Source organism: Streptomyces sp. NPDC087420, assembly GCF_044744165.1.
Lineage (GTDB): Bacteria > Actinomycetota > Actinomycetes > Streptomycetales > Streptomycetaceae > Streptomyces.
Window position 1 is genome coordinate 264,403 of record NZ_JBIUXU010000005.1, and the last position, 14,912, is coordinate 279,314.

Here is a 14,912-nt window from a genome sequence, read left to right on the forward strand (position 1 = left end):
TCAGACCCGCCCGGTGGTGAACGGACGGTCGCGGCGCGCCTCGTACAGGACCGAGCCCCACCAGTGGAGCTGGTCGAGGAGGATCGTGGCGGCCAGGGCGGGGCCTTCGGGCTCCTTGAGCTTCCCGTCGGGGCCGAAGAGCTCGAAGTAGCGCGGGAAGGACACGTAGTCGCGGACGGTGTGCGCGTGCAACTCGTTGAAGACCTGGCGCAGTTGCTCGATCGCCAGCAGTCCGCCGCTCGCCCCGCTGTACCCGACAAAACCGATCGGCTTGGCCTGCCACTGCGTGTAGTGCCAGTCGATCGCCGCCTTCAGCGAGGCGGGGAAACTGCGGTTGTAGTCCGGGGTGACGACCACGACGGCGTCCGCCTCGCCCAGCTCCCGGGTCAGGTCCTCCATACCGGCGGGGCGGACCGGTTCCGGTTCGCGCGCGGGCGACACGGGCGGCAGTTCCAGTGTCAGCGGGAAGTCCGCCAGATCGACCTGCCGTACGGTGAACCGACCGTGCAGCGCGGCCTGTTCGAGGAACCAGTCCGTCACCACGGGACCGAACCGGCCCTCCCTGACGCTGCCGGTGATCACGGCGAGACGGAGATTCTCCTGGGGCATGGCTGTGCTCCTTGGCAAAGGGGTCGAAGATGTCGAAGGACCGGGTCCGTTCCTGTCCCGGTCCATGTCTGTCCTTCACCCTGCGGGCCCCGGCGGGAGCGAGGAAGGCCGGGCGGAGAGTGGTAGTGAGAGGGCCACGCTCCGGAAGCCCCGTGCTGTTACGTTCGGAGGGTGAGCGACAACGAGCTGGGCCTGTTCCTCCGCAGCCGCCGGGAAGGGATCACACCCGGCGAGGCGGGCCTCCCGGCCGGCACCCGCCGGCGCACACCGGGCCTGCGCAGGGCCGAACTGGCCACGCTCGCCGGGGTCAGCGTCGAGTACGTGACCCGCCTGGAACAGGGACGCGACCGCAGGCCGTCCGCGCAGGTGCTCGCGGCGCTCGCCGCCGTCCTGCACCTGTCCACGAGCGAGCGCGTCCACCTGCACCGCCTCAGCAAGGGCGCGGAGGGCGGCTTCACCTGCATGGCCGGCGCCTCGCCCGCCCGTACCGTACGGCCCACCGTGCGCGCCCTGCTCGGCACCCTGGAACCCGCCCCCGCCGTGCTCCTCAACCGGCTGAGCGACATCGTGGCCTGCACGGCGGCGTACGAACGGCTGGCGGGCCCCGCCGGTCTGCTCGACGGCGACCCCGCCAACCTCGCCCGCTTCGTCTTCGCCGACGACCGGGCGCGTACCGTCTACCCGGACTGGGCCCTGGTCGCCGACGAACAGGTCGCCGCGCTCAAGCAGGGCCCGTTCCGCGCCGATCCCCATGTGGCCGCTCTCGCCGACGAGTTGACGGTCACGGCGGGTGCGGCCTTCGGCGGGCGGGTGGACACCGTCCCCGGCCTGCCGAGGAGCAACGGCGTCACCCGGCTGGTGCACCCGGAGGCCGGTGAACTACGGCTGGCGTACGAGATCCTCGAACTCGCCGCCGACGACGACCAGCGCCTCGTCGTCCACCTGCCCGCCGACGAGGCCACCGCCGCCGCGCTCGACCGGCTCACCGGCCGCCGCCCGGGGGCGCTGCGCGCGGTGTCCGGCTGACGCCCGCTTCCGTGCCGAAGCGCCGCGTTCCCGGAAGGTGTCCCTAGAAGGTGTCGGGCGACAGCCCCAAGTGCTCGCGCAGCGTGGTGCCTTCGTACTCCGTCCGGTACACGCCCCACTCCTGGAGCAGTGGTACGACCTGGTCGGCGAAGGTGTCGAGTCCGCCCGGTGTCAGGTGCGGCACCAGGATGAATCCGTCGCTCCCGTCGGACTGTACGAAGTTGTTGATCGCGGTGGCGACGGTCTCCGGAGTGCCGATGAAGGACTGCCGGCTGGAGACCTCGATGATCAGGTCGCGGATCGACAGCTTCTTCGCCTCGGCGATCTCACGGTACTGATGCGCGACGGCGAGCGGGTCGCCGTGCTGCCGTACGCTGGCCCGCCCCTTGGCGATGGTGTGCTCGCCCGGGTCCGGATCGACGTCGGGCAGCGGCCCGTCAGGGTCGTACGCGCTCAGGTCGCGGTTCCACACCTGCTCCAGGAGCTTGATCGCGGTCTGTCCGCTGACCTGCTGACGACGGACCAGCGCGGCCTTCTCCTCGGCGTCCGCCGGGGTGTCGCCGAGGACGAACGTGACCCCCGGCAGGATCTTCAGCTCGTCGCGCGAGCGCCCGTGGCGGGCCAGCCTGCCCTTGACGTCCGCGTAGAACGCCTTGCCCGCCTCCAGCGTGCCGTGCCCGGTGAAGATGGCGTCGGCGTCGGCCGCCGCGAACTCCCGGCCCGCCTCCGAGTCCCCGGCCTGGAAGATCACCGGGCGCCCCTGCGGGCTGCGCGGCACGTTGAACCGGCCGGTGATGTCGAACTGCGCGCTGTGGTGGTCGAACTGCCCGGCCAGCGGGTCGCCCACATAGACGCCCGACTCCTTGTCCGCCACGATCTCGTCGCCGCGCCAGGAGCCGAACAGCACCTTCGCCGCCGCCAGGAACTCCTTGGCGCGTTCGTACCGGGCGTCCTGCGGCAGGAAGCCCCCGCGCCGGAAGTTCTCACCGGTGAACGCGTCCCACGAGGTGACGACGTTCCAGGCGGCGCGCCCGCCCGAGAGATGGTCGAGGCTGGCGAACTGCCGGGCCACCTCGTAGGGCTCGTTGAAGGTCGAGTTGATCGTGCCGGCCAGTCCGAGCCGGTCGGTGACGGCGGCCAGCGCGCTCAGCACGGTGAAGGTGTCCGGGCGGCCGACGACGTCCAAGTCATAGATGAGGCCGTTCTGTTCACGCAGCCTGAGTCCCTCCGCGAGGAAGAGGAAGTCGAACTTGGCGCGCTCCGCGGTCCTCGCCAGGTGCACGAACGAGCTGAAGTCGATCTGGCTGCCCGCGTCGGGATCGGCCCAGACCGTGGTGTTGTTGACGCCGGGGAAGTGCGCGGCGAGGTGGATCTGCTTGAGGGGCTTGTCGGGATTGCTCATCTCACGTCCTCGATGCTCGGGGTTCGGCGGCGGGTCAGGCGGTGGCGGTCGTGCTCGCGTACCGGTTGGCGGGCCTGCCGAGCCCGAGCAGGCCGCGCAGGGTGCCGGCCTCGTACTCCCGGCGGAACGCCCCCCGCGCCTGCAACTCGGGCACCAGTCCGCGGGTGAGGGCGAGCAGGTCGTGCGGTACGGCGGCGGGCCGCAGCCGGAAGCCGGAGAGCCCGGCGGCCCGCCACTCCAGCAGCTGGTCCGCGAGCCCGGCCGGGGTGCCGGTGAAGACCGGCGCGTCCGACACGAAGGCCTCACCGGCCAGTTCGTCCAGCCGCTCCTTGCGCGCGACGGCCGCGGCCTCCGTCTCGTCCAGGAACACCACGAGGTCGCCGAAGACGTGCAGCGGCTCCCCGCCCCGCCCGGCGGCGTCCTGTTCGGCGCGGACCTCCCGTACCGCGGTCCGCGCCTCGTCGACGTCGGAAGGCGTCACGTACACGACGTCGGCGGAGCGCGTGGCGAAGCGGTACGGCACGGTGGCGTGCGCGAGGGCGGTGACCAGCGGCTGGCCCTGCGGCGGACGCGGGGTGATGGAAGGCCCCTTGACGCTGAACCACTTGCCGGAGAAGTCGATGTAGTGCAGCCGGTCGCGGTCGACGAACCGGCCGGTCGCGGCGTCGCGGATCACCGCGTCGTCCTCCCAGCTGTCCCACAGCCTGCGGACCACCTCCACGTAATCGGCGGCCTCGTCGAACAGATCCGCGACCAGCGCGGCCGCCGCCGGGTCGTCCCGGTCGTTGCGGTTCTCGAATCGGTGCGTGAACGTACGGCGGCCGAAGAGCGCGGCCTCGTACGGCCGGGCCGAGAGCTGGACCCGCAGGCCCGCGCGGCCCGAACTGACGTAGTCGAGGGTGGCGATCGCCTTCGACGCGTGGAAGGGCTCGCTGTGGGTGACCGTCACTGTGGGCACCAGCCCGATGTGGCGGGTCAGCGGGGCGACCCGGGCCGCCGTGAGCACCGCGTCGAGCCGCCCGCGGACCCGGCCGGGCGATTCGCCGGGGTCGGACGCGTCGTACCGCGCGGGCCGGACCCCGACCGAGTCCTCGATCGTGACGAAGTCCACCAGGCCGCGCTCGGCCTCCTGGACCAGGTCGAGCCAGTACGCCGGGGTGAACAGTTCACCGGCGCGGGCGTCCGGCGCGCGCCAGGCGGCCGGGTGCCAGCCGGCTCCGTCGAGGGCTGTCGCGAGATGGAGAGGGGCGGACTCGGGCATGGAGGTACACCGCTTCCAGGGAGACACGAACAGGGGAGAGAAAGGCGGCCGGGCTTCGTGATCAGGCGTCCTGCCGGGGTCGGTGCACCGCCCCCGCTCCCAGTCCAACCGGAGGCGATTTCCCCCTGTTCCCGCACAGTGTTGCGTGCGCATGTACATCGTGTGGCACGGCTCCCGGGCCGAAAACCAGAAGCCGTTCGCCCGTGGTTCCGGGCAGGATGCCCTCTGTGAATCACCTCCTGTGCGGGCTCGCCGCCAACGTGGCCCTGCCGTCGGAGCTGGTGGACCGGCTGATCGCGGTCGCGGACGAAGAGATCGCCGGAAGTCTCGCCGCCCGCCCGGACCTCAGCCACGAGCAGGCGCTCGCGTTGGTCGCACAGGTCGGGGAGAGCGCCGGTCAGCTGGCCTACGAGGGCCGGCTGACCGCCGCCGACATCGATCCCGCGACCCAGCCGTACGCCGCGCTCACCCTGCTCGACCGGCGGGCGGGCGACCCGGAGTGGGCGCGCCTCCTCGTGAGGGATCCGCTCGTCCGGCACCGGGAGAGACTGGCCGCCTGTGCCGGTCTCCCGTCCGACGTCGTGGAGACACTCGCCGCGGACCCGGACGTACGGGTCGTCGCGGAGCTGGCCTTCTGGACGACGCCGGACAGGGCCGCCGTCCTCGCGCGACACCCCCATGCCGAGGTACGCCGGTCGGTGGCGGCCAACGAGGCGACGCCTCCTGGCGTGTTGGCGGCGCTGATGACCGGCGAGGGGCTGCCTCCGGCACGGTGGTGTCTGGTCTGCGACCGGGAAGAGACGCCGTTCGTACACCCCCTGGAGTGTCCGCTTCCCGACTGCGATCTGCTGCCGGGCGACTCCTGCGACAGCTCCCACGAGTCCACCGTGCACGAGACGCGACAGCAGGCGCTGCGGAACCCGGCCACTCCCACCGAAGCCGCCGCCGCCTTCGCCGGGCATCCTTCGATCTGGCTTCGCCGGGAGCTCGCCGCCCGCCCTGATCTCCCGCCGGAGGTGTCGGGGCGGCTCGCCACGGATCCCCATCCCGGCGTACGGGCCGACCTGGCCGGGAATCCCGCGATCGGCGCCCCGCTGATCCGGGCCATGGCCGCCGACCCGGACCACGAGGTGCGGCGCGGGCTGGCAGGCAACCCGCACGTGCCGTTCGATGTGCTCAGCTGCCTGGCTGCCACGACCAGGATCGGCTCGGCCCTCCTGCCGGCGATCGCCGCCGCCTCTCCCCGCCAGGTCGGGGAGCTGGCGGAGTCATCGAATCCGGAAGTACGGATGCTCCTGGCCCAACGCCGTGATCTGCCGGCCGCGATCCGCGACGCGCTGGCCGCCGACCCCGACGCGAAGGTGGTCAAGTCCGTCGCCCCGCACCCCGGACTCTCCGACGCGCGGTTGCGCGCCATGGTCGGCCGGCACGGAGTGCGGGTCGTCGCCGCGGTGGCGGCCAACCCGGACGCGACACCGGCGCTGCTGGTGGACCTGACCCGGCACGGACCGCCCGTACAGAAAGCGTTCCGCGCTGTCGCGCGGCATCGTCGCGCGACTGCTCCGGCTCTGCTCGCGTGCCTGGCCGACCGTGAGGCGAGGCAACTGGCGGCCGGCCATCCCGCGCTCCCACCGCCGGTCATCGTGGAATTGCTGACGGACACCCACTGGCAGGTGGTGGAAGCGGCGGCGGCCAACCCGGCACTGCCACCCGCCGTGATGTGGGACCTGGTGCCCCGGCCGTAGTCACCCCTGCCGATCGGTCCACCCGCCGACCCGTCGTCCCAGCGGTTCACTCACCCCTACGCCACGTCCTCGGGCAACAGCGAGCCCACCCAGGCGTCCACCCGCCCGCCCCGGCGGATCAGGCGGCGGCGCAGCGTCGCCTCCACCTGGAAACCGGCCTTCTCCGCCACCCGGCGGGCAGCCTCGTTGCCGACCTCCGCCTGCCACTCCACGATGCTCAGGCCCAGGGTGCGGAACGCCCAGCCGCACACCGCGCCGACCGCCCAGGTGGCCACCCCGTGGTGACGGGCGGCCGGGTCGGTCCAGAAGCCGATCTCCGCCGAGCCGTTCGGCCGGAGGCCGAGGCCGACTCGGCCCAGGGGACGGTCCGTTGCCGGATCCTCGGCCACGAACTCCGCACGCCGACCGCTGTCCCAGCCCGCCAGCGCGACCTGGTCCACGAAGAACGCCGCGTCGCGTCGGCGGTACGGGGAAGGCAGCCGGACGAACCGTTGGAGAGCGGGGTCGAGCGACACCTCGTACACCCACTCGATGTCCGCCCGGGTGAAGGGGCGCAGCCGCAGCCCGTCCGCCTCGATCGTCCCCTGTGCGCCGCGCGGCCCTGCGGTGTCCCGTGTCCGTATCGCGCCGAGGTACCCCTCGATGGCGTCGCGGTTGCGGGCCAGGCAGTCGATGCGCCGCTGGATACGGTCGGCCTCGGCGCGCAGCTGTCCGGACGTCTCCGGGGTCAGGGACTCGGGGCGGAGGTGGATCTGGTCCGGCTCGTCCAGGAACGGCAGGATCCGGCGGATGATCTCCGTGGTCAGCCCCGAGTCGAACAGCCCGCGGATCTGCTGGACCCGGCCCACGGCCGACTCCTCGTACGCGCGGTAGCCGTTGTCGGCCCGCTCGGGGCGCAGCAGGTCCTGCTCCTCGTAGTAGCGCAGCATCCGGGTGGGAATGCCGGTGCGCGCGGACAGTTCACCGATCCTCATGGCGTTTCCTCCCCCCGGGCTTAGGCGGGGCGAATGGTGTGCTTGCCTTCACACTGATGTGAAGGATTCACCATGGTTGCATGACCGCCAAACTCCCCTACGGGGGACTGCTCGCCCTGTTCACGGCCGCGTTCACCGCCGTACTGACCGAGTTGCTGCCGGCCGGCCTGCTGCCGGAGATGAGCCGCGGCCTGCGGGTGTCGGAGGGCCGCGTCGGCTTCCTGGTGACCGGCTACGCGGCGGCGTCCTTCCTCGCCGCGATCCCGCTCACCGCCGCCCTGCGCGGGCTGCGCCGGCGCCCGGTGCTCGTCGGCGCGATCGCCGGGTTCGCGCTCTGCAACGCCGTGACCGCGCTCTCCACCTCGTACCCCCTCACCTTCGGCGCCCGGCTGCTGGCCGGTGTCATGGGCGGCACGATGTGGGCGATGCTCGCCGGGCACGCCGCCCGGATGGTGCCCGCGGAACGCCGGGGCCGCGCCCTCGCCGTCGTTCTCGCCGGGATCACCGTGGCGCTCTCCTTCGGCATCCCCGCGGCCACCGCGTCGGCCGCGTTCCTCGGCTGGCGCGCGACGTTCGCGGCGGTGGCCGCCCTCGCGCTGGTCCTGGTGGTCTGGGTGAGCAGGTACGTGCCCGACTTCCCGGGGGAACCGGCCGCGTCCCGCGTCCCGCCGCACCGGATCGCGGCGCTGCCCGGCATCCGCGCCGTCCTGGCGATCACCCTGCTCCTGCTGCTGGGCCACCAGGTGATGTACACCTACCTGGCCCCGTTCTCAGAACGCGCGGGCTTCGGCCGTACCGGCGTGGTCCTGTTCGTCTTCGGCGCCGCCACCGTCGTCGGCATCTGGAGTGTGGGCGCGCTGATCGACCGACACCCACGCGCCACCCTGCTGGCCGCCCTCGGGCTCCTCACGGCCTCGATGCCGGCCCTCGGCCTGTACGGCGGTACGCCTCCGGTCCTGCTGACGGCCGTCGCCGTGTGGGGAGTTGCCTTCGGCGGGGCGCCCACCCTGCTCCAGACCGCGCTGATCCGGATCTCGGGACCCGGTGACGCGGACGTCGCCACCTCGTTGCAGACCACGGTCTACAACGCGGGCATCGCCGCCGGGTCCCTGGCCGGCGGTCTCGTCCTGGAGACCGCCGGGGGCGGCGCGGGCGCCCTGCCCTGGACCGCGCTGCCGCTGTTCGCCGCCGCGCTGGCGACCGTCGCGGCGGCGCGCCGGTACGCGTTCCCCGGGCGCCGCCGCGACGGCGGCCGGATCACGGCTTGGGCAGGGAGCAGCCCGGGAGGCTCAGATTGATCGTGGTGCCCGTGCCGACACACGGCACGATCTGGTAGGTCTCCTGGGCGTAGTTGATGCCCTGGCGCACGGTGACGTTGCCGCTCTGGTCGACCTCGCACGGGTTGTTGTCCGTGCAGCGCCCACCGCTCTCGTTACCGGTGTTGTTGACGGCCACGACCTTGCCCGTGGTGTTGTCGATGACGGGGGAGCCCGACGTGCCACCGATCGTGTTGCAGGCCGAGGTGTAGCGGACCGAATCCTTCCAGGTCCACTGCCCCTCCTTGAGCTGATACGCGAAGCCGTCCACGTTGCAGGTGTAGATGCGCTTCCAGTAACCGGAGACGACCTTGATGGCGGTGCCCTGGACCGGGCGTGTCGTGTTCAGGTCCAGCGCGGTGATCGCGTACCGGCTCTGTATCTGCGCGTACGTGCTGGTGAGTTGGTACAGCGACACGTCCGTGTCGGTCATCGTCGCGTAGGCGATCTTGCTGGCCCGCAGGGTCGCCACGCCGGTGCCGGCCGAGTTCAGGAGGGTGAAGGAGCGGGTCGACGGCTGGTTGACGATGACCTGGCCGGCGGCCGGGAAACCGCTCTCGATGCAGTGGCCGTTGGACAGGACCAGGGCGAAGTCGTTGGGCTGCGATCCCGGCGTACGGACCACGGATCCCGAGCAGTTGCTGAGCGCGACCGTTCCGGCGTAGCTGACGGCCTTGACGGCCACATCCGTTCCGCCGGGGGCCGTGGTGTCGACCCGGGTGCCGGACGGGGCGGTTGGGGAAGTCTTCGCCGGCGCGACCGCGTCCAGACCGGTGGCCGTCGCGGGTGCCGCTCCCGCTCCGAGGAGCAGGACGGCGAGAAGCGCGCCGAGGAGAGGCTTTCTCATGGTGGGGGGTCCCCTCTGTGACCGAGGTATGCGATTGTCATGAGCATTGTTGACGCAGGAGCCCCAGCGGGCAACCACGCCTCACAGCTCGCACCGCGCACCGCCGTGTGGGTCCCCGCGGGGGACGAGGGGGGACGGGTAGGCTCCCGCGCATGGACCTGGAATGGGAACAGCTGGTGGTGGACGCGGCGGATCCGGTCGCGCTCGGCGGCTGGTGGGCCGAGGCGCTCGGCTGGGTCGTGGTGGACGACACGCCCGAGGAGTACGAGATCCGCGCCGCTCCTGACCGGCTGCCCGGCCTGCTGTTCACGCCGGTCACGGAGGCGAAGACCGCAAAGAACCGGCTGCATCTCGACTTCCGCCCGGTCGACCGGGACGCCGAGGTCGCCCGGCTGCTGGCCCTCGGGGCGCGCCACGCCGACGTGGGCCAGACCGGGGACGAGCCCTGGGTCGTACTCGCGGACCCGGAGGGCAACGAGTTCTGTGTCCTCGGGCCGCGCCGCACCTGACACGCCGGAGGGGAGGGGGAGTTGATCCCCCTCCCCTCCAACGGCCCACGCGCGCGTGTCAGCCCACGAAGATCTCGATCACCGACCAGAGCGCCAGCCCCAGCATGCACAGTCCGCCGATCCGCTGCACCGTCCTGAGCGGGACACGCTTCGCGATGAAACGGCCGGCGAGCAGGGCGAGGGCGGAGACGGACATCAGCGCGACGGCGGAGCCGATGGCGGTGGACCACGTGCCATTGGTGGCGGCGAGGTTGGCGGTGGTGATCTGGGTGAGGTCGCCGAACTCGCTGATGAACACGGCCATGAACGCCGTGGTGTAGACGGGCCAGAAGCCGGTCACGGTCTTCGAGTTCGCCTCGTCCTCGTCGTCGTCTCCCCCGCTCCGCAGCAGCATGAACGCGCCGACCCCGAAGAGCACGGCGGACACCAGCTTGACGATCCAGTCGGGCAGCATCCCGATGAGGCTGCCCGCCCCGACGGCGATGGCGACATGCACGATGAAGGCGCTCGACGTACCGAACCAGACGTAGAGCGGACGCATGCGCGTGCCCATCGCCAGGGACGCGAACATGGTTTTGTCGGGGAGCTCCGCGAGGAAGATCAGCCCGAAGGCGGTGAGGATCGCCAGGGGGTCGAGATACATGCCGGGTGGCTTTCTCTGGGGGCCGGACCCGGATCTTCGCGACGTGCCTGGGGCAACCGGAGGACCACTCGGCCCGGCACGACGGTGCACCCACGAGGTCCGTGGATACGTCAATGCCTGACCGAAGGTCTCGCCCGCCCGTGTGAATCCACCGGCCCTGCCACCGGGAACCCGGAGGTTCCAGTGTGTCGACGACAGGTTTTCGGGGCTACTCCCCTTCGCAGTCGTCCACGATACCCCACCCCCTCCCGCGCTCCCGCGCCGGGGACGGCGAAGGGGATCGTGAGGCGGCCCGGGTCGGCCCGGGTCACATCCCGGCGTTCACTCCCGGTCGATGCCGGTGATGAAGGGCTGTCCGAGGGGCGCGGTCGCGGGGGTGAAGCCCGCCTTCCCCAGCGCGCCGGTCGCGATGCGCCGGGCCTCCTCCTCCGCGCCGTTCGAGTCGTCGGCCGTGACCTCCAGGCGGAGGGTGAGACGCGACTCCTCGGTGTCCACGGAGAGCAGGTCCAGATCCTCGGCCGCCCCGAAATCCGTCCCCTGCGGATCCGCCGGCCGCAGGGCCTGGAGCAGGACGGTCTTGGCGTCGTCGGTGAGCTCCGCGTGGAGCGTCCCGGGGATCGTCACTACGTAAGTGGTCATACTCGTTATCTATCCCGCCTCGGGCCGCCCACTCCCGATGACTTTTCCCCGCCCCGGGAATCGGACGCCGAGCCGCCTCTCTCCGCCGGTCACAGGGCTGCGGCCGGCGGAGAGAGGCGGAAACGGGTGGGTGTCCGGCCGGGTCAGCGCATCGGGTCGTCGCCCATGCCCTTGCGGTCCCGCCGGCCGTCCATCCCCTTGTCGTCCCGCCCGGAGTCGTACTCGATCTGCTCCTTGCGGACGTCGGAGGACACTTCCCGCTCCTCGGTGACCTTCTCGGTCTCCAGGCGCACCCGCTCGACCGCGACGGTCTCCTTGCGTATGACCGGCTGCTCGGCGTGCAGCGTCACCCGGGTCTCCGCCTCACCGATGTTGGGGCGCGAGGCCCCGTCGGAGGTGGGGTCGATCGGCTCGTGGATGACCCGTACCTCCTCGTGGCTGATCGGTACGGAGGTGGTGACGTTCTCGGTCACCACGACCTTGCGCAGCCGCGCCGTGCCCACCTCGCGTTCCACGGTGCCGACGTGCAGCTCCTCCTCCGACCGGATCATCTCCGGGTGGTGGAGGTCGGCCGAGGCGGCGGGCGTCTTGTCGGGGTCGAACGCCTGGTGGCTGCCGGCGGTGTCGGCCGCCGCTGCGGCTCCCGCGGTGGTCCCCATGGCAGCGGCCGTACCGGTGCCCGTGGCGGTGTCCGCCGTGTCCGTCGTGCTCGTCACGTCCGCCGTGTCCGTGCCGGCCGCGGCCCCCGACTCCGACGCGTCCCCCGTGCCCGTGCCCGCACCGGTACCGGTCCCCATACCGGCGCCGGAGAGCCCGTAGTGCTCGTACAGCGCCCGCTCCTGCGCGGGATCCAGATGCTCGTCCGCGTCCAGCCGCGGGGCATCCTTGACCGTCTCCTTGGTGTGCGGGACATGCAGGTCCTCGCCCATCCGGCGACCGCCGGACAGCGGGACGAGACTCTCCTTCATCCCGAACATGCCGGTCTTCACCGTCACCCATTCGGGCCGGCCCGTGACGTCGTCGACATAGACCTGGCCCACATTGCCGATCTTGTCGCCCTCCTTGCCGTACACGGTCAGGCCGCTCAGCTCACTGGGGCTGTTGAACACGCCGTCGGCTGACATCAGCGATCACTCCTCGCTCGGGGAAATGCGCGTCCGTGGGGCCGGGCCCCTCCGGGGCAGTCGCGCGTACCTCTCCATCGCGCCCCCGTCCGCCACCCGGGGCAACCGGTGGCGGACGGGGGAGAGGCCGGGGACCGCTGTGCGAGGCCGCCCGCTTGGTATTCACCGCGTAAGGCGCATGTGAAAGTCCTATCCGCCATTCGGGTGAATGGGTGGTCCGGCGCGCCGGACCCGCGCAATTCGGAGATGCTGGACTGCTGAGCGACTCTCCGAGCAGCCGGGCAGTCGCTGAGCGACCGGATCCCGGAACCGAACGTACGGAGAACGCGAGCATGTCGGTGAATCGTGTCGGTCTCGTGGTCCATCAAGGCCGTGAAACGGCCGTCGAAGCGGCGGACACCGTGCACGCCTGGTGCGACGCCCACGACGTCCCCTGCAAGGAGATCGACGTCTGGAAGGCGGACGAACCGCGCCACGGCGGGCAGCAGGAGGCCTCCGCCGCCGGCCACCCCGATCTGGTGGTCACGCTCGGCGGAGACGGTACGTTCCTGCGCGGCGCCCGTATCGCCGCCAAGAGCGACGCGGCCGTGCTCGGCGTCGACCTGGGGCGCGTCGGCTTCCTCACGGAGGTCCCCGCCGACCAGATCAGACAGGCCCTCGACGCGGTGCACGACGGGCGCGCCACCTACGAGGAGCGGATGACGCTCACCATGCGCGCCTCGCGCGCCCTGGAGATCCCCTCCGCCATGGAGGCGCTGCTGCGCTACGGACGCCGCCCCACCCTGCCGCCGCCGGAGCTCCGCCTCGACACCACCGAGGAGGAGGGCTGGGGCATGGCGCTGGACGTCGTCGCGATCAACGACGTCGTACTGGAGAAGCTCGCCAGGGACCGCCAGGTCAGCCTGGGCGTCTACATCGCGGGCCGGCTCCTCGCGTCGTACTCGGCGGACGCCGTCATCGTGGCGACGCCCACCGGCTCGACCGCGTACAGCTTCGCGGCCGGCGGCCCGGTCCTCTCCCCGCACATGGACGCCGTCGTCTTCACTCCGGTGGCCCCCCACATGACGTTCGGCCGGACGGTCGTGGCCGCGCCCGACGAGCCGGTCGCCCTGCGCGTCCTGCCGCACTCCGGGGAGGCGGCCGTCAGCATCGACGGTCAGCTCCAGGGGGTGCTGGAGCCGGGGGACTGGGTCGGGGTGTACGGGGCCGCGTACCGCCTGCGCCTGGTCCGGCTCGGTCCCACCGACTTCTACGGCCGCCTGCGGGACCGTTTCCGGCTCACCGACGCGCCCGCCTCGGCGGTGGACGGCCAGGCCCCGCCGCTGTTCCGCCCCGACAGCCCGGTGCCCGACGACCTGGCCCACCTCCGCCTGCCGCCGGCGCCGGAACCGCCGGGACCGTCGGAACCGCCCGAACCGCCGGGACAGGCCTGAGACCCGCTCCCCCCACCGCCCATCGAGGAGTTGTCATGAGAAAGCTGATCGTCACCGAGTTCCTGACCGCGGACGGCGTCATGGAGTCGCCCCACGAGTGGCACGGGCCGTACTTCGACGACGACATGGCCGCCGCGGTCGACGCGCGGATGGCGGCGTCGGACGCGCTGCTGATCGGCCGTACGACCTATGAGGGCTTCGCCGAGGCCTGGCCCGCCATGCCGGACGAGCCGGGCGCCGCCCACATGAACGGGGTCGCGAAGTACGTCGTCTCGACCACGCTGGAGGAGGCCGGGTGGAACAACTCCACGGTCATCGGCGAGAACCTCGTCAAGGAGATCACCGCGCTCAAGGAGCAGGACGGCAAGGACATCACCGTCATGGGCAGCGCCACGCTCGTCCAATGGCTGCTCGGCGAAGGCCTGGTGGACGAGATCGAGCTGCTGATCGACCCGCTGATCGTCGGTCACGGCAAGCGGCTCTTCGACGGGGGCACCGGCGCGATCCCGCTCAGGGTCCTCTCGTCCCGTACGTTCGCCACGGGTGTCCAGCACATCGTGTACGCCCCCGAGCCCGCCTGACGGCCCGCCTCCCTTATGTTCCGCGGTATCGAGGGCATGATCAGGACATGGCTCGAAACCGCAAGGCTGACCTGGACAGGAGCGGGACACCTATGGCGACGCGTGCGGCACTGTTCGATGTCGACGGGACTCTCGTCGATACCAATTACCTCCATGTGACCACCTGGTGGGAAGCGTTCCGCCAGGCCGGGCACACGGTGCGGATGGCCGCGATCCACCGTGCGATCGGCCTCGGTTCCGGCGATCTGATCGCGCATCTGCTCGGTGACGAGCGGGACGTGGACCAGGACGCGGAGATCAAGGCCGCGCACGCGGCGCTGTACGCCACGTTCCACGACCGGCTGCCCGTGCTCGACGGGGCGAGGGACCTGCTCAGGTCGCTGGCCGACCGGGGGTGGGCCATCGTGCTCGCCACCTCCGCGGGCGGGGCGGAGCTGGCCGCCCTACGGCGCGCGATCGGCGCCGACGACGTCATCGCGGGGGTGGCGGGCGCGGACGACGTGGCGGCCGGGAAGCCCGGGCCTGACCCGGTGCTCAGGGCGCTGGACCTGGCCGGGGTGCCGGCGGACCGCGCGCTGTTCGTGGGGGACACCGTGTGGGACATGGAGGCGGCGACGAAGGCCGGCGTGCGCCCGCTCGCCGTACTGACAGGCGGTGTTCCGCGCGCCGCGCTCCAGGCGGGCGGTGCCGAGGCGGTCTTCGTCAACCCGCTCGACGTGCTGGCCAACCTCGACACCGGACTCTTCGCGGAGCTGGAAGAACGCTGACGGCCTGGGCCGTACGAAAGAGGGTGCCGTACGAGC

At 71.8% G+C, this 14,912-nt stretch carries 15 protein-coding genes and 1 pseudogene; 7 read left to right on the forward strand and 9 right to left on the reverse strand.

Annotation, left to right across the window (positions count from 1 at the left end):
- The gene (locus ACIO1C_RS12095; protein ID WP_401861566.1) at nt 1–609 is read right to left on the reverse strand and encodes an NADPH-dependent FMN reductase; all 609 of its coding nucleotides are present in this window, start codon (nt 607–609) and stop codon (nt 1–3) included.
- Between the two features lie 171 nt (nt 610–780).
- Between ACIO1C_RS12095 and ACIO1C_RS12100 the strand changes: the two genes are divergently transcribed.
- Nucleotides 781–1,635, forward strand: coding sequence for a helix-turn-helix domain-containing protein (locus ACIO1C_RS12100; protein WP_401861568.1), 855 nt, complete (start codon nt 781–783; stop codon nt 1,633–1,635).
- Nucleotides 1,636–1,678: 43 nt separating this feature from the next.
- On the opposite strand, the gene ACIO1C_RS12105 is transcribed toward ACIO1C_RS12100, so the two are convergent.
- Both ACIO1C_RS12105 and ACIO1C_RS12110 read right to left on the reverse strand, forming a co-directional pair.
- The gene (locus ACIO1C_RS12105) at nt 1,679–3,037 is read right to left on the reverse strand and encodes an NtaA/DmoA family FMN-dependent monooxygenase (protein WP_401861571.1); all 1,359 of its coding nucleotides are present in this window, start codon (nt 3,035–3,037) and stop codon (nt 1,679–1,681) included.
- A 34-nt stretch (nt 3,038–3,071) separates the two neighbouring features.
- Nucleotides 3,072–4,298 (reverse strand): LLM class flavin-dependent oxidoreductase, encoded by a 1,227-nt coding sequence (locus ACIO1C_RS12110; RefSeq protein WP_401861573.1) that lies wholly within the window; start codon nt 4,296–4,298, stop codon nt 3,072–3,074.
- 227 nt (nt 4,299–4,525) lie between these two features.
- Here ACIO1C_RS12110 and ACIO1C_RS12115 point away from each other — a divergent pair, with 227 nt between their 5' ends.
- Complete coding sequence (locus ACIO1C_RS12115; protein WP_401861576.1) at nt 4,526–6,043, forward strand: hypothetical protein; 1,518 nt, start codon at nt 4,526–4,528, stop codon at nt 6,041–6,043.
- Nucleotides 6,044–6,099: 56 nt separating this feature from the next.
- Here the strand turns inward: ACIO1C_RS12115 and ACIO1C_RS12120 are convergent, their stop codons facing one another.
- Both ACIO1C_RS12120 and ACIO1C_RS12125 read right to left on the reverse strand, forming a co-directional pair.
- The gene (locus tag ACIO1C_RS12120) at nt 6,100–6,567 is read right to left on the reverse strand and encodes a GNAT family N-acetyltransferase (protein ID WP_401862178.1); all 468 of its coding nucleotides are present in this window, start codon (nt 6,565–6,567) and stop codon (nt 6,100–6,102) included.
- Between the two features lie 93 nt (nt 6,568–6,660).
- Nucleotides 6,661–7,017, reverse strand: a pseudogene (locus ACIO1C_RS12125) (MerR family transcriptional regulator); the annotation flags it as partial.
- An 80-nt stretch (nt 7,018–7,097) separates the two neighbouring features.
- Here ACIO1C_RS12125 and ACIO1C_RS12130 point away from each other — a divergent pair.
- Nucleotides 7,098–8,315 carry an MFS transporter gene (locus ACIO1C_RS12130; protein WP_401861579.1) on the forward strand — a complete coding sequence of 406 codons (1,218 nt, stop codon included), beginning with the start codon at nt 7,098–7,100 and terminating at the stop codon, nt 8,313–8,315.
- Here ACIO1C_RS12130 and ACIO1C_RS12135 read toward each other — a convergent pair.
- A complete protein-coding gene (locus tag ACIO1C_RS12135; RefSeq protein WP_401861582.1) occupies nt 8,275–9,180 on the reverse strand; it encodes a serine protease in 906 nt (301 codons plus the stop codon). The genes ACIO1C_RS12130 and ACIO1C_RS12135 overlap by 41 nt on opposite strands.
- Nucleotides 9,181–9,332: 152 nt before the next feature.
- Between ACIO1C_RS12135 and ACIO1C_RS12140 the strand changes: the two genes are divergently transcribed.
- Nucleotides 9,333–9,689: a VOC family protein gene (locus ACIO1C_RS12140; protein WP_401861585.1), complete on the forward strand. Its 357-nt coding sequence runs from the start codon at nt 9,333–9,335 to the stop codon at nt 9,687–9,689.
- 58 nt (nt 9,690–9,747) lie between these two features.
- On the opposite strand, the gene ACIO1C_RS12145 is transcribed toward ACIO1C_RS12140, so the two are convergent.
- The 3 genes from ACIO1C_RS12145 to ACIO1C_RS12155 form a co-directional block, all read right to left on the reverse strand.
- Nucleotides 9,748–10,332 carry a TMEM165/GDT1 family protein gene (locus tag ACIO1C_RS12145; RefSeq protein ID WP_401861587.1) on the reverse strand — a complete coding sequence of 195 codons (585 nt, stop codon included), beginning with the start codon at nt 10,330–10,332 and terminating at the stop codon, nt 9,748–9,750.
- A 321-nt stretch (nt 10,333–10,653) separates the two neighbouring features.
- Nucleotides 10,654–10,971, reverse strand: coding sequence for a hypothetical protein (locus ACIO1C_RS12150; protein ID WP_401861590.1), 318 nt, complete (start codon nt 10,969–10,971; stop codon nt 10,654–10,656).
- Between the two features lie 143 nt (nt 10,972–11,114).
- Nucleotides 11,115–12,095: a DUF2382 domain-containing protein gene (locus ACIO1C_RS12155; protein ID WP_401861591.1), complete on the reverse strand. Its 981-nt coding sequence runs from the start codon at nt 12,093–12,095 to the stop codon at nt 11,115–11,117.
- Between the two features lie 332 nt (nt 12,096–12,427).
- On the opposite strand from ACIO1C_RS12155, the gene ACIO1C_RS12160 reads away from it, so the two are divergent.
- From ACIO1C_RS12160 to ACIO1C_RS12170, 3 genes are all read left to right on the forward strand, one after another.
- On the forward strand, nt 12,428–13,528 hold the full coding sequence (locus tag ACIO1C_RS12160; RefSeq protein ID WP_401861593.1) for an NAD(+)/NADH kinase: 1,101 nt from the start codon (nt 12,428–12,430) through the stop codon (nt 13,526–13,528).
- A 35-nt stretch (nt 13,529–13,563) separates the two neighbouring features.
- The gene (locus tag ACIO1C_RS12165) at nt 13,564–14,109 is read left to right on the forward strand and encodes a dihydrofolate reductase family protein (RefSeq protein WP_401861595.1); all 546 of its coding nucleotides are present in this window, start codon (nt 13,564–13,566) and stop codon (nt 14,107–14,109) included.
- Between the two features lie 92 nt (nt 14,110–14,201).
- Nucleotides 14,202–14,876, forward strand: a complete 675-nt coding sequence (locus tag ACIO1C_RS12170; RefSeq protein ID WP_401861598.1) for an HAD family hydrolase — start codon at nt 14,202–14,204, stop codon at nt 14,874–14,876.
- Nucleotides 14,877–14,912: the final 36 nt, after the last annotated feature.